11 protein-coding genes are annotated in these 13,394 nt (G+C 61.5%); 10 read left to right on the top strand and 1 reads right to left on the bottom strand.

Annotated elements, in window-relative coordinates:
- Positions 1–37: 37 nt before the first annotated feature.
- The 7 genes from ACIPHM_RS13590 (at position 38) to ACIPHM_RS13560 (ending at position 8,699) form a co-directional block, all read left to right on the top strand.
- Positions 38–2,011 (top strand): AMP-dependent synthetase/ligase, encoded by a 1,974-nt coding sequence (locus ACIPHM_RS13590; RefSeq protein WP_400328674.1) that lies wholly within the window; start codon positions 38–40, stop codon positions 2,009–2,011.
- A gap of 66 nt (positions 2,012–2,077) precedes the next feature.
- Entirely contained in the window at positions 2,078–2,923 is an 846-nt protein-coding gene (locus ACIPHM_RS13585) for an ABC transporter ATP-binding protein (protein WP_400329092.1), read from the top strand.
- Between the two features lie 80 nt (positions 2,924–3,003).
- Positions 3,004–3,918 (top strand): branched-chain amino acid ABC transporter permease, encoded by a 915-nt coding sequence (locus ACIPHM_RS13580; RefSeq protein WP_400328671.1) that lies wholly within the window; start codon positions 3,004–3,006, stop codon positions 3,916–3,918.
- Between the two features lie 65 nt (positions 3,919–3,983).
- Positions 3,984–5,060, top strand: a complete 1,077-nt coding sequence (locus tag ACIPHM_RS13575; RefSeq protein ID WP_400328668.1) for a branched-chain amino acid ABC transporter permease — start codon at positions 3,984–3,986, stop codon at positions 5,058–5,060.
- A gap of 79 nt (positions 5,061–5,139) precedes the next feature.
- Complete coding sequence (locus tag ACIPHM_RS13570; protein WP_400328665.1) at positions 5,140–6,465, top strand: ABC transporter substrate-binding protein; 1,326 nt, start codon at positions 5,140–5,142, stop codon at positions 6,463–6,465.
- 120 nt (positions 6,466–6,585) lie between these two features.
- Positions 6,586–7,398: an ABC transporter ATP-binding protein gene (locus tag ACIPHM_RS13565; RefSeq protein ID WP_400328662.1), complete on the top strand. Its 813-nt coding sequence runs from the start codon at positions 6,586–6,588 to the stop codon at positions 7,396–7,398.
- A gap of 62 nt (positions 7,399–7,460) precedes the next feature.
- Positions 7,461–8,699, top strand: coding sequence for a phenylacetate--CoA ligase family protein (locus ACIPHM_RS13560; protein ID WP_400328659.1), 1,239 nt, complete (start codon positions 7,461–7,463; stop codon positions 8,697–8,699).
- Positions 8,700–8,744: 45 nt separating this feature from the next.
- Here ACIPHM_RS13560 and ACIPHM_RS13555 read toward each other — a convergent pair whose 3' ends face one another.
- Positions 8,745–9,926, bottom strand: a complete 1,182-nt coding sequence (locus tag ACIPHM_RS13555; protein ID WP_400328656.1) for a DUF4236 domain-containing protein — start codon at positions 9,924–9,926, stop codon at positions 8,745–8,747.
- Between the two features lie 646 nt (positions 9,927–10,572).
- On the opposite strand from ACIPHM_RS13555, the gene ACIPHM_RS13550 reads away from it, so the two are divergent.
- The 3 genes from ACIPHM_RS13550 to ACIPHM_RS13540 all read left to right on the top strand — a co-directional run bounded on the left by ACIPHM_RS13550 (position 10,573) and on the right by ACIPHM_RS13540 (position 13,392).
- Complete coding sequence (locus tag ACIPHM_RS13550) at positions 10,573–12,042, top strand: putative sulfate exporter family transporter (protein ID WP_400328653.1); 1,470 nt, start codon at positions 10,573–10,575, stop codon at positions 12,040–12,042.
- Positions 12,043–12,091: 49 nt separating this feature from the next.
- A complete protein-coding gene (locus tag ACIPHM_RS13545) occupies positions 12,092–12,253 on the top strand; it encodes a hypothetical protein (protein WP_400328650.1) in 162 nt (53 codons plus the stop codon).
- Positions 12,254–12,486: 233 nt separating this feature from the next.
- Positions 12,487–13,392: an NAD(P)/FAD-dependent oxidoreductase gene (locus ACIPHM_RS13540; protein WP_400328647.1), complete on the top strand. Its 906-nt coding sequence runs from the start codon at positions 12,487–12,489 to the stop codon at positions 13,390–13,392.
- Positions 13,393–13,394 lie beyond the last annotated feature (2 nt).

Here is a 13,394-nt window from a genome sequence, read left to right as displayed (position 1 = left end):
ACACGCGTCGAAATGTGGCGAGACACAGGAGACTGGCATGCAGGAGCGGACTACCTTCCCGCGATTGTTGTTGGCACACGCAGCGACACGGGGCGCCCGCACGGCGTATCGGGAAAAAGATCTGGGTATCTGGCAAAGCTGGAGCTGGCAGGAGGCCGCGCAGGAAGTGCGCATGCTCGCCTGTGCCCTGGCGGCTGCCGGGTTCAAGCGTGGCGACAATCTGGCCATCGTCGGCAATAACCGCGTGCGCTTGTATTGGGCGATGACCGCGGCGCAGGCGCTCGGCGGGGTTGCGGTGCCGCTGTATCAGGACGCCGTCGCCGCAGAAATGGCGCATGTGCTCGAGGACGCCGAGATCGACTTCGCCATCGTCGAAGATCAGGAGCAGGTCGACAAGCTGCTCGAGTTGCGCGAGCGCGTGTCACGGCTGTCGCACATCATTTACGAAGATCCGCGCGGCTTGCGCAATTACGACGCCGCGGGTCTGCAATCCTACGCGTCGGCGCTGGCGCAGGGACGCGATTTCGACGCCCGGCATCCGCGCCATTTCGACGACGCCGTGGCCGACACCCGCCCTGACGACACGGCAACGATCCTCTACACCTCCGGAACCACGGGCAAGCCCAAAGGCGTTTGTCATTCGCATGCCGGGCTGATCGGCGCGGCGTATCACGGCAGCACATTCGACCGGCTCGGCCCCGGCGACGAGGTGCTGTCGTATCTCCCGATGGCATGGGTGGGCGACCACTTGTTCTCCTACGCACAGGCGCTGGTCGCGGGCTTCACGGTCAATTGCCCCGAGTCGCCCGACACGATTTCCACGGACATGTGTGAGATCGGTCCGACCTACTACTTCGCGCCACCGCGTGTGTACGAGAACGTCCTCACGCAGGTGATGATCCGCATGGAAGACGCGAATCGTCTCAAGCGCAGGATGTTCGCGCACTTCATGGACGTGGCGAACCGGTGCGGCGCGGCCGTGCTGGACGGACGTCCGGTGGCGTTGCTCGACCGTGTGCAATATGCGCTCGGGAACCTGTGCGTGTACGGGCCGCTGCGCAACACGCTCGGCATGAGCCGCATTCGAACGGCCTATACCGCCGGGGAGGCCATCGGCCCCGATCTGTTCCGGTTTTATCGCGCCATCGGCATCAACCTGAAACAGTTCTACGGACAGACAGAGACGTGTGCGTACGTCTGCCTGCAACCGGATCGTCAGGTGCGATTCGACAGCGTGGGACCGGTCGCACCCGGCATGGAGATCAAGATCGCCGACAGCGGCGAGGTGCTGGTGCGCGGGGTGGGGCTGCTCAAGGAGTATTACAAGCGCCCCGACGCAACGCGCGAAGCGCTCGACGAAGCCGGCTATTTCCGTACGGGAGATGCCGGCATCATCGACGCCGATGGGCACCTGCGCATCATCGATCGTGCCAAAGACGTCGGCAAACTCGCCTGCGGATCGCTGTTCGCACCGAAGTACATCGAGAACAAGCTCAAGTTTTTCTCGTACATCAAGGAGGCCGTGGCGTTCGGCGACGGTCGCGATGGCGTCTGCGCGTTCATCAACATCGATATGGACGCGGTGGGCAATTGGGCCGAGCGGCAGAACCTCGCCTACGCGGGGTATATCGATCTGGCCAGCAATGCGCTCGTCGCCGAGCTGATTCTGGCGTGCATCGAGCAGGTCAATGCCGATCTCGCGAAGGAGTCGGCCTTCGCGGCGGCGCAGATTCAGCGCTTCGTGATTCTGCACAAGGAGCTGGACCCGGACGACGACGAACTCACGCGCACGCGCAAGGTGCGCCGTGCATTCATCGCGCAGAAGTACGACGTGCTGATCGACGCGTTCTACACCGGCAAGTCGACGCAGTTCATCGAAACACGCGTGAAGTTCGAAGATGGGCGCGAGGGCAGCGTGAGCGCCACGCTCACCATTCATCCGGCGCGCGTGATCGGCGTGCGCGCCCCGCTCGACGACCCTGCGCCTGCGAAATTGCGCTGCGCCGCCTGAAGTTCGCACGATTGGCACGATTGGCACGGTTCGTATGGCTCGCAGGGTTCGAAAGGGCGGTTTCATCTGACCCGGTATCCGTTAGGCATTGCCGCAGGAGAAGGCATGAACGACAACCGCAAGACTGGCGACGTATTGCTCGATTTGCAGCACATCAGCCTGTCGTTTGGTGGCGTGAAGGCGTTGACGGACATCTCGTTCAACGTGCTGGAGCATGAGATTCGCGCCATCATCGGCCCGAACGGCGCGGGCAAGAGTTCGATGCTCAACGTCATCAATGGCGTCTATCACCCGCAGCAGGGCACGATTGTCTTTCGCGGCGAGGTGCGCCAACGCATGCATCCGACGTCTGCCGCGCGTCAGGGCGTGGCGCGCACGTTCCAGAACATCGCGCTGTTCAAGGGCATGACCGTGCTCGACAACATCATGACGGGACGCAATACCCGCATGCGCTCGGGCCTGCTCGCCAGCGCTGTCTGGTGGGGGCGCGCGCGGCAGGAGGAGATGGCAAACCGCGCCAAGGTCGAAGAGATCATCGACTTCCTCGAAATCCAGCATATCCGCAAGACGCCGGTCGGGCGCCTGCCGTACGGCTTGCAAAAGCGCGTCGAACTCGCGCGCGCCCTCGCCGCGGAGCCTCAGTTGTTGCTGCTCGACGAGCCGATGGCCGGCATGAACCTCGAAGAGAAGCGCGACATGTGCCGCTTCATTCTCGAAGTGAACGAGGAATTCGGCACGACGATTGTGCTCATCGAGCATGACATGGGCGTGGTGATGGATATCTCCGACCGGGTCGTGGTGCTCGACTACGGCAAGAAGATCGGCGACGGCTCGCCGGCCGAAGTCCGCGCGGACCCGGAGGTCGTTCGCGCTTACCTCGGGGCGTCGCAAGGCGTGAGCGCAGCGGCTTGATGGCATGAAGGCATGACGGCGTGCCGGTGAAACAAACAGCAAACGGCGGTTGACGACGCGTTGCCAACCTGGAGACATCGATGCAGTTCTTTTTCGAAATCCTGATCGGCGGACTGCTCTCGGGCGTGATGTATTCGCTCGTGGCACTCGGCTTCGTGCTGATCTTCAAGGCGTCCGGCGTATTCAACTTCGCGCAGGGCGCGATGGTGTACTTCGCGGCGCTGTCGGTCGTGGGGCTGATGGAGCGGGGATTGCCGTTGTGGGCGGCGGCCATCGGGGCATTCGTCGTCATGGTGTTGATGAGCGTTGCGACGGAGCGTTTCGTGTTGCGCAAACTCGTGAACCAGTCGCCCATCACGTTGTTCATGGCGACCATCGGCCTGTCGTTCTTCCTAGAGGGGCTGGCACCGCTGCTGTGGGGCAACGAGGTGCGCCCGCTCTCGCTCGGCATCGTCGACGAGCCGATTGCATCGATCATGGATTCGACGGGCGTGCTCGTGAGCAGCTTCGATCTCGCGGCGGCAGGCATTGCGGCGGTGCTGGTCGCGCTGCTCGCCTTGTTCTTCAAGGCGACGAGCATCGGCCGCGCGCTGCGCGCCGTGGCGGACGACCACCAGGCCGCGCTCTCGCTCGGGATTCCGCTTCAGCGCATCTGGGTCGTGGTGTGGAGCGTGTCGGGTTTCGTCGCGCTGGTGGCCGGCATGCTGTGGGGCTCGCGCAATGGCGTGCAGTTTGCGCTGACGATGACGGCGCTAAAAGCGCTGCCCGTGTTGATCCTCGGCGGCTTCACGTCGATTCCGGGCGCGATTGTCGGGGGACTGATTATCGGCGCCGCGGAGAAGCTCGCGGAGATCTATGTGCCGCAACTGTTGCAAAGCCAGTTCGGCGGCAATTTCGGGGGGATCGAAGGCTGGTTCCCGTATGTTTTCGCGCTGCTGTTCCTGCTGGTGCGTCCGGAAGGGCTGTTCGGCGAGCGTCACATCGATCGGGTCTGAGCCAGCGCTCGTGAATCGTCGTCAACCCGGAACGTACGCGTAAGCATTCATTGCAGAGGCCACACATGTTCTATCGCGAAGCAGGGCAGTTCAAGACGTCGTACATTGCCGACAGCCAGATTTTCCCGATTCGGCAAGACCGGATTGCCGTTTGCACCGTGCTTGCCGTGGCGTTCGGTGTGCTGCCGTGGATTGCCTCCGAATACTGGCTGACGGCCATTCTCGTGCCGTTTCTCGTGTTCTCGCTCGCGGCGCTGGGACTCAATCTGCTCACGGGCTACGCCGGGCAGTTGTCGTTGGGCACGGCCGCGTTCATGGCGGTTGGGGCCTATGCGTCCTACAACTTCCAGTTGCGCATCGAGGGCATGCCCATCCTCGCCTCGTTCGCGCTGGGCGGCGTGTGTGCGGCGCTCGTCGGCATTGCATTCGGTTTGCCGTCGCTGCGCATCAAGGGTTTTTATCTCGCGGTCGCGACGCTCGCCGCACAGTTCTTCGTGCTCTGGGTGCTGACGAAATTTCCATGGCTCTCGAACAATAGTTCGTCGGGCGTGATCACGGCGCAGAAGATTTCGGTATTCGGGCTGGATGTCGACACGCCGGTGCGCAAATACCTGTTCGTGCTCGGTGTGGTGAGCGTGATGGCGCTCATTGCGAAGAATCTCGTGCGCTCCCACATCGGACGCGCCTGGATGGCGGTGCGCGACATGGATGTCGCGGCCGAGGTCATCGGCATTCCGCTCATGCGGGTGAAGCTGCTCGCGTTCGCCGTGAGCTCCTTCTATTGCGGCGTGGCAGGTGCGCTCTATGCCTATTGCTACCTCGGTTCCGTCGAGCCAGACGGCTTCTCGCTCGATCTTTCGTTCCGCATTCTGTTCATGATCATCATCGGTGGCGTGGGCAGCATTCTCGGCAGTTTTCTGGGGGCGGCGTTCATCCTGCTGCTGCCGATTCTGCTCGACAGCACGTTGCCGACGATCGCGTCGTTCCTGCATCTGCCGTTCACCAACGCCACCGTCTCGCATATCCAGTTGATGGTGTTTGGCGCTCTCATCATCTTTTTCCTGATTGCCGAACCGCATGGGTTAGCGCGGCTTTGGCAGATTGCCAAGGAGAAGCTGCGCATCTGGCCCTTCCCGCATTGAGGCGCATCCGCCCGGCGCGCGGTTCGGACGGCGCCGGCGCAAGTTGACTCACACATAAAACCACAGTTGGAGACACAGCATGAACACGAAACAGTTGACGGCATCGTTGGGGCTCGCGCTGGTGCTCGGCACGGGTGCGGTGGGCTCGTCGTTCGCGCAGTCGAACGATCAGTTCATCGCGTTGGCGGACTATCGCGTTGGCCCGTACGGCGCGAATGGCCAGTCGTTCTATGGCGGGTTCATCGATTATCTGCAATACGTGAACCTCAAGTACGGCGGCGTGAACGGCGTCAAGCTGACTTGGGAAGAATGCGAAACCGAGTACAACAACGCCAAGGGCGTGGAGTGCTATGAGCGTCTCAAGGGCAAGAATCCGGTGACCAAAGGCACGGCGTATCACACGATGGCGACGGGCATCTCTTATGCGCTCATCGACAAGACCGCGACGGATCAGGTGCCGCTCGTGATGATGGGGTACGGCCGCACCGATGCCGTGGACGGCACCGTGTTCCCGTGGGCCTTCCCGCTGGTCACGACCTATCAGATGCAGGCGTCCGCCATCATCAAGTTCCTCTCGGACAAGAACGGCGGCTCGCTCAACGGCAAGAAGATCGTTTTCCTGTATCACGACTCGGCGTACGGCAAGGAGCCGATCGTCGCCATGCAGGCCGAATCGAAGATCAACAAGTTCAACCTGATCGAGATTCCGGTGGCGCACCCCGGCAACGAGCAGGGCGCGCAGTGGCTGCGGATTCGTCAGGAGAATCCGGATTACGTCGTGTTCTGGGGCTGGGGTGTGATGAACCAGACGGCGCTCAAGGCGGCGCAGAAGGTGGGCTATCCGCGCGAGAAGATCATCGGTAGCTGGTGGGCCGGATCGGAGGAAGACACGATCCCGGCAGGCCCGGCGGCCAAGGGCTATATGAGCGCGACGTGGAACGTGGCGGGCAAGCAAGTGCCGCTGATCGCCGATATCGAGAAGGTGGTCTACGGCGCGGGCAAGGGAAATATGCAGGATCCGTCGAAGGTCGGCTCGGTCCTGTACAACCGCGGGGTTTCGGCTGCGGTGGCGACGGTCGAGGCGCTCAACACGGCGCAGAACAAGTTCGGCAAGGGGCGGGTCTCGACACCCGTGCAGGTGCGCTGGGCATTCGAGAACCTGAACATCGACGCCGCCCGCCTCAAGACGCTCGGCGCCACGGGTTTGCTGCCCGACATCAAGACGAGCTGCGAGGATCACGAAGGCTCGGGCAAGGTTCGCATCCAGCAATGGGACGGCGCCAAGTGGGTGATGGTCTCGGACTGGATCGAGGGCAATCGCCGTCTGATTCACCCGTTGTTCGAGGCATCGGCCAAGCAGTACGCCAAGGAGAAGGGCATTACGCCCGCTTGCTACAAGATGTGATCGACGCCCAGCGCCTGCTTTCGCGCGCGACGCCTGGCGAAATGCGTCGCGGGTGAAGGTGGACGCCGGGCGATCCCGCGCCGGTGATTGCGCCTGGCAGCATCGACTCCGGAGTCATACATGGAAGCGAGTTTGCGCGTCAACAATATCGAAGTCATTTACGACCACGTCATTCTGGTGCTCAAGGGGGTGTCGCTGATCGTGCCGCAGGGCAAGATCGTGGCGTTGCTCGGGGCCAATGGCGCGGGCAAGAGTACGACGCTCAAGGCCATTTCGAACCTGCTTCATGCCGAGCGCGGCGAGGTGACGAAGGGCACCATCGACTATCGCGGCGAGCGTGTCGAGAAGCTGACACCGAATGGACTGGTCAAGCGGGGTGTGATTCAGGTGATGGAGGGGCGTCACTGCTTCGGGCATCTGACCATCGAAGAGAACCTGCTCACAGGTGGCTATGTGCGTCATGCGTCGCGCAGTGCCCAGCAGCATGCACTGGAGCGCATCTACGCCTACTTCCCGCGCTTGAAGACGCGGCGCAAATCGCAGGCGGGTTACACGTCCGGTGGCGAGCAGCAGATGTGCGCGATCGGACGCGCCATGATGGCGCAACCGTCGATGATTCTGCTCGACGAGCCGTCGATGGGACTTGCGCCGCAGATCGTCGAGGAAATCTTCACCATCGTGCGCGATCTGAATCAGCGCGAGAACGTCAGCTTCCTGCTGGCGGAGCAAAACACGATGGCGGCGCTGCGCTACGCGGACTATGGCTACATTCTCGAGAACGGGCGTGTGGTGATGGACGGGGATGCGGTGTCGCTGCGCGATAACGAGGACGTGAAAGAGTTCTACCTGGGCATCGCCAAAGACGGTGCGAGCAGCGCGGGCAGTTTCCGCAACGTCAAAAGCTATCGGCGGCGCAAACGCTGGATTGCCTGAGTGTGCGTCGGCACGACTCGGGTGGATCGCCGTCTGTCATTCCTCATCGTCTAACCGTCTATATGAACGATTACTTCGACACGCTGGAAATCCGTGCGCCGGAGCTTCGGGAGAAGGCGTTGCTCGCCGCACTTCCGGGTCACGTCTCGCATGCCCGCTTGCATGCGGCTTACTTTGCCGAGGCGTTGGAGGATGTCGACGCAAACGGGATCGCCTCGCGCGATGCGCTGGCTGGATTGCCCGTCACCCGTAAATCGGACTTGTCGGCGTTTCAGTTGCGTCACCCGCCGTTGGGTGGACTGAATGCGACGCCCGTGAGCGGTCTGGCGCACGTGTATCAGTCGCCGGGGCCGATCTATGAGCCGGACGGGCGGGGCAGCGACTGGTGGCGCTTTGCGAGGGCGATGTTTGCCGCCGGGTTGCGGGCGGGCGATCTGGTCTACAACACCTATTCGTATCACTTCACGCCCGCGGGGATGATGATCGAGACCGGGGCGACGCGCCTGGGCTGCTGCGTGTTTCCGGCGGGTGTGGGGCAGACGGAGTTGCAGCTTGAGGCGATTCGGCATCTGCGTCCGGTGGCGTACGCCGGGACGCCTTCGTTCCTGAAGATTCTGATCGAGAAGGGCGAGGCGGCCGGCGCGGACATCAGCAGTATTCGGCGCGCGACACTATCCGGCGAGGCGTTGCCGCCGTCGCTGCGCGAGTGGTTCAACGGGCGCGGGATTACGGCGCGCCAGTTGTACGGAACGGCGGATCTGGGGCTGATCGCGTTCGAGAGCGACGCGCAAGCCGGGTTGATCGTGGACGAGAACGTGCTGGTGGAGCTTGTGGAGCCAGGCGGGACGAAGCCGGTGCCGGAAGGCGAGATCGGTGAAGTCGTGGTGACGAACTTCAATCCGGACTATCCGCTGATTCGATTCGCCACCGGGGATTTGTCGGCGGTGGAGAAGGGCATCAGTCCGTGCGGACGCACGAATATGCGCCTGAAGGGCTGGCTTGGACGCGCCGATCAGACGGTCAAGGTGCGCGGCATGTTCGTGCATCCGGGACAGATTGGGGAGATCGGGAAGCGGTACCCGGAACTGGTCCGCGTTCGTCTGCGCGTCGAGGGGCGCGTGGGGGACGATCGGATGCGTCTGCTGTGCGAGACGAGCGATACCCCGCCCGAAGGCCTGGCCGCGCGCGTGCAGGAGACGTTGCGAGATGTGACGAGACTGCGCGGCGAAGTCGACTTCGTCGCCCTTGGGTCATTGCCGCCGGACGGGAAGCTGGTGGAGGATGCGCGGGCTTATGACTAAAGGGGGCCAAGGGTATGACATCGACGCTCGGCTGCCCGCCGCGCTTCATAACTGACCGAAAGGTTCGATTGGTTTGAATATGCCTGTCTTGCTCATCGTTCTGCGCAATTCGAAGCGTGTGAGGCTTTCGGTAAGCTGTATTTGATCCAGATGGTCGAAGTCGGTCTGTTGCCAATCGTCTCGATGTACTCGGACGGAAAGAAGGTATTCGTCTTGAAGGCGCCCCGTTGCAGCGTGGTGGCGTTGAGAATATCCGGAGGCCGTCACCTCCTTGGTCAAAGGCAGCGCAGCGAAAACTTCTCCAATCAGCCTGAATATGACGGCATGAATATGCTCCATATACAGTTTTTGAACTTTGGTCGCAGATAGTTCCTTCACCGACAGTTTCATGCCTCGTGCAGGCACAACGGCAATCTTGTTCGGCATGTCTTCGATCTCGGGAAGATCAACGTCGAGTGCGACTTTCCTGCCGTCTTCCATGACCTCGAACGTAACGTCGGTTTCCCGGGGCCATTGAATCTCGCTTAGAACCTCTTCCAACCAGATTTCCATCGCTGCAATATCGGAATAGATGCGTCGCTCTATGAAGTCTCGACGAACCTCGGCCATTCGTGTGAATTCGATTTTTTCCGCATTCCATTCTCGAGTCTGTTGCTCATACTCGGCGACGGCTTTGCGGTGTGCGGCCTCCACCTTCAAGCGTCGCGATTTTAGAAGTTTGTCGAGAAGGCGCAGCTTAAGCGGGGGCGGCTTCGCGGGGGAAGGGATGTCGAAGGTAGGTGACGAAAAATGAGGAACTTGACGGCTGCTAGGTGTTTGCAAATGAACTTCCGCTATCGCCTCCACTTCAGCGTTGATGTCGTCGCATTTTGCTTGTATCAGTTCCAGTAGGCCTTCTTTATGCTGTTTTTTTGCCAACGAGACCAAATGTTCGGATACCGGCTCGCCATTTGTGTCCAGGAAGACCAATTGGCCATCGGATTGAACAGAGCACGTCATGCGAACGTTGACCGACTCGCGGGCTGTTGCTTCGCGAGCCGAGCTTCGGGGCCGGCTGATCAGTTGGCTGGATGAAATGCCCGCGAAGCTGGTATTCAAGCGAGTTCCACGACTGCTGATACCCACCGATGCGCCTCGAGGCCCGAGCGTCCAGCCGATACCTGATCCGCTCAAGTTCATGCGAATACCAGGCGCAAGTTTGATGGACTTTCGAAATCTCACTGCCATAGTGTCTTTCTCCCGAAAAGCCTCGACATTGAATGTTTTTACATAAACTTTCTAATTATTGGTGCGAGTGTCGAGGGAGATGCAATTGTAAGTTATTTCAAATATGACCTAATGTTTTCAATGGACTGCTACGTATCTCAAGGAGGGCTGCGCGGAACTTGTCAAAAATTCGATGCAGCAAGATGCCTCTCAATCCCGGACGTCATGAGCACGGCGAATCCGTCCAGTGCGCGCCACGCGAGGCGGGGGGGACGATCCAACGCAAGGCGTAGGAGAGATAGGTAAGGAGAGGCACCACGCGAAAGACGCGGCTACGGCACCGACCCGTTCGCCGCCGTGTTTGTCTTCACTCGCCCGCATTTTTCCGTCGCAAGACACGGTCCTGCTACACGGTATCGATAGGCAAAACACGAGCTAAAAATCGCGCTATCGATATGTCCCTCACGCGCATTTACATGCGCGACCCTCCCGTCCATCCATAGCGAAAATCGTTGGTTCCCCCGCCGTCATCCGCTGCATAGGATGGGCTCGCCCGCCTGCGTTGCCAGTGCCCCTGCGCGACGACACATCGATAACAGTCATCAGGCGGACGCTATAGGCCATTTTTCAAAACGTCACGTAACACGTACCTTTGGGGGAAAGCGTTATGGCGGAAGCCACCACCACACCACAAGCTCTCGCCGCGAAGCCATTGAGCGAAGACTGGCTCGCGGTCATTATCGGACTTGTCATCGTCGCTGCCGGGCTCATCGGCGTTTCCGGCGCCGACCCGATCGGCTGGGTTGTCACCACGCGCGTCTGGACCGATCCGGCTGCCGCACTCGCCCCGGCGACCGCGGGGTATAGCCGATTGGGCGGGATTGGCGCGTTCGTGGCCACCTGGCTTGTCCTGACGGTCGTCCTGTCGCTTGGCGCGGTGTCGCTGCAACAGGATGCCAAGCGCTTTGCCGTGCGGTTCTCCGTGCTGTTTTGGCTGGCGTATGCGAGTTGGTTCCTCGGCAGCTACGCGCATCTGGCGGCCGTCACGCCGACCGAGCAAGCGAAGTTCGGCATCGACTGGTCACTGCGCCTGACCAACGAGGGCGGTTACATCGTTGCCCTGCTCGCCGGGCTGGTGATCGCCAATGTGTTCCCTGGCGCGACGGCGTGGCTTTCCGATGCCGTACGTCCCGAGTGGTACATCAAGACGGCGATCGTCGTGCTGGGCGCCTTTATCGCCGTGACGGTGGCCGAGCGGCTGTCGTTTGCGTCGTCGATTCTCCTGCGCGGCATTGCCGCCATCGTCGAGGCGTACCTGATCTACTGGGCGGTCGTGTACTTCATCGCGCGCAAGTGGTTCAAGTTTCCCCGGGAGTGGGCGGTGCCGCTGGCCTCGGGAATTTCGATCTGCGGTGTCGCGGCGGCCATTTCGACCGGGAGCGCGATTCGTGCTCGTCCGGCCGTGCCGATTCTCGTGTCGTCGCTCGTGGTGGTGTTCGCCGTGATCGAGTTGCTAATTCTGCCGTTCCTCGCCCAGCACTTTCTCGCGAACGATCCGCTGGTTGCCGCCGCGTGGCTTGGCCTCGCCGTGAAAACCGATGGCGCAGCCGTGGCGGGGGGGGCCATCACGGAGGCGCTGATCAACGCCAAGGCCGCGGCTGGCGGCACGCATTACGCTGCGGGGTGGATCGTCGGCACGACAGCCACCATCAAGGTGTTTATCGACATATTCATCGGCGTATGGTCGTTCATCCTCGCGTGGATCTGGACGAATCACATCAACGTCACCGATCCGTCGAATCGCGCGCGCCCGCGTGAAATCTGGGAGCGCTTTCCGAAGTTCATCATCGGCTTCGTTGTGACGTTCGCCGTGGCGCTGGGGTTCTCGCTCACGGCCGGCCCGGAAGTGGCCGCGAAGATCAAGGGAGCGGTCGGTGAGGCCAACAACTTCCGCGTCATCTTCTTCGTGCTGACGTTCTTCTCCATCGGCCTGCTCTCGAACTTCCGCAAGCTGTGGGCCGAGGGTATCGGCAAGCTCGCCGCCGTCTACGTGATCAGTCTGTTCGGTTTCGTGATCTGGGTGGGACTGCTCATCTCGTGGCTGTTCTTCCACGGTGTGAAGCCGCCGCTTGCCTGAGTCGATCTCGCCCTCGCGTTGCCTCACTCATTTCAGGAACCTCATTCGTATGTCCGATCTCAACGACCTGTCGAAAGCCATTGCCGAAGTCCCCGAGGAACCGCTACTGCCCATCGAGAAGAAGCTGATCGCCGGTAGTCTTACGCTCGGTATTGTCCTGCTGGTCGGGCTCGGTATCGTGAATCACTTCTTGCCGATTGCGACGGTCTAGTCCACCCGCCAGACTCCGCCGCCCCGAAGCGCTGCATTGGATGTGGCGCTTCGGGGCGGTTTGTTTTTTGATGCCTCGCGCGGTAGGAGGCGGGCATTGGAATCTCATCCTCCTGACTCGGAACATATGAAGTTGCGTGATCGGCGCTTTTGGCCGTATCATGTAATAACAAAAGTTTCGTGATGAGGCGAATGTCTCATGACACGAGCCCGTCACTCAAGCGGAGGAACCCAATGCAAGAACATTTCGATGCCGTGGTCGTTGGCGGCAGCTTTGCCGGATTGTCGGCGGCAATGCAGCTCGCCCGTGCCCGTCGCCGCGTGCAGGTGATCGACGCCGGTCTGCCGCGCAACCGTTTCTCGGCGCATTCTCATGGCTTCTTCGGGCTGGACGGCGTATCGCCTGACGAGATCGTCGCCACCGTCACCGAGCAGTTGCTGAAGTACCCGAGCGTGACCGTGGTCAAGGGCGAGGCAGTCAAAGCATCAGGTGAGCTGGGGCGGTTTCAGGTCGAACTCGCCGACGGTTCGCGCCGTCAGGCGAGCCGTTTGATTCTTGCCACGGGAATTCGCGACAAGTTGCCGGCCGTGCCGGGTATTGCCGAGCGGTGGGGCGTTAGCGTGCTGCATTGCCCGTACTGTCACGGTTATGAAGTGGCGGGGCAGCGGCTCGGTGTGCTCGCCACGCTCGCGCTTTCGGTGCATCAGGCGCAACTGATCCCGGATTGGGGGCCTACGACGTGGTTCACGCAGGGCATTGTGGAACCGAACGCGCACGAGGCGGCGCTGCTCGACGCGCGCGGCGTGAGCATCGAACGTACGCCCGTCGCCGAGGTACTGGGTGAGGCACCGGGCATCGATGCGGTGCGTCTGGTCGACGCTCGGGTGGTACCCATCGATGCGCTGTTCGTCGCCCCGCAATCCGAGATGGTGAGCGATCTTGCCGTGCAGTTGGGCTGCGCGATTGACGACGGGCCGCTTGGTCCGGTGATTCGTGTTGGCGACTGGAAGGAAACGTCTGTGCCCGGCGTTTTCGCGGCGGGCGATGCATCCAACGTGATGACGAATGCGACGTTTGCGTCGGCGGCGGGTGTGGCTGCGGGCATCGGGGCGCACCGCTCGCTGATCTTCGGGGCTTGAGG

It is taken from the genome of Pandoraea sp. NPDC087047, from assembly GCF_044745225.1.
In the GTDB taxonomy this organism is placed as follows: Bacteria; Pseudomonadota; Gammaproteobacteria; order Burkholderiales; family Burkholderiaceae; genus Pandoraea.
Note: the sequence above shows the minus strand (reverse complement) of the source record. Positions and strands in the feature narration are given on the sequence as shown.

Excerpts from the sequence above, each read along its gene's own strand:
- ACIPHM_RS13540 (WP_400328647.1), top strand. The coding sequence starts at position 12,487 with ATGCAAGAACATTTCGATGCCGTGGTCGTTGGCGGCAGCTTTGCCGGA.
- ACIPHM_RS13590 (WP_400328674.1), top strand. The coding sequence starts at position 38 with ATGCAGGAGCGGACTACCTTCCCGCGATTGTTGTTGGCACACGCAGCG.
- ACIPHM_RS13545 (WP_400328650.1), top strand. The coding sequence starts at position 12,092 with ATGTCCGATCTCAACGACCTGTCGAAAGCCATTGCCGAAGTCCCCGAG.
- ACIPHM_RS13550 (WP_400328653.1), top strand. The coding sequence starts at position 10,573 with ATGGCGGAAGCCACCACCACACCACAAGCTCTCGCCGCGAAGCCATTG.
- ACIPHM_RS13575 (WP_400328668.1), top strand. The coding sequence starts at position 3,984 with ATGTTCTATCGCGAAGCAGGGCAGTTCAAGACGTCGTACATTGCCGAC.
- ACIPHM_RS13555 (WP_400328656.1), bottom strand. The coding sequence starts at position 9,926 with ATGGCAGTGAGATTTCGAAAGTCCATCAAACTTGCGCCTGGTATTCGC.
- ACIPHM_RS13560 (WP_400328659.1), top strand. The coding sequence starts at position 7,461 with ATGAACGATTACTTCGACACGCTGGAAATCCGTGCGCCGGAGCTTCGG.
- ACIPHM_RS13565 (WP_400328662.1), top strand. The coding sequence starts at position 6,586 with ATGGAAGCGAGTTTGCGCGTCAACAATATCGAAGTCATTTACGACCAC.
- ACIPHM_RS13580 (WP_400328671.1), top strand. The coding sequence starts at position 3,004 with ATGCAGTTCTTTTTCGAAATCCTGATCGGCGGACTGCTCTCGGGCGTG.
- ACIPHM_RS13570 (WP_400328665.1), top strand. The coding sequence starts at position 5,140 with ATGAACACGAAACAGTTGACGGCATCGTTGGGGCTCGCGCTGGTGCTC.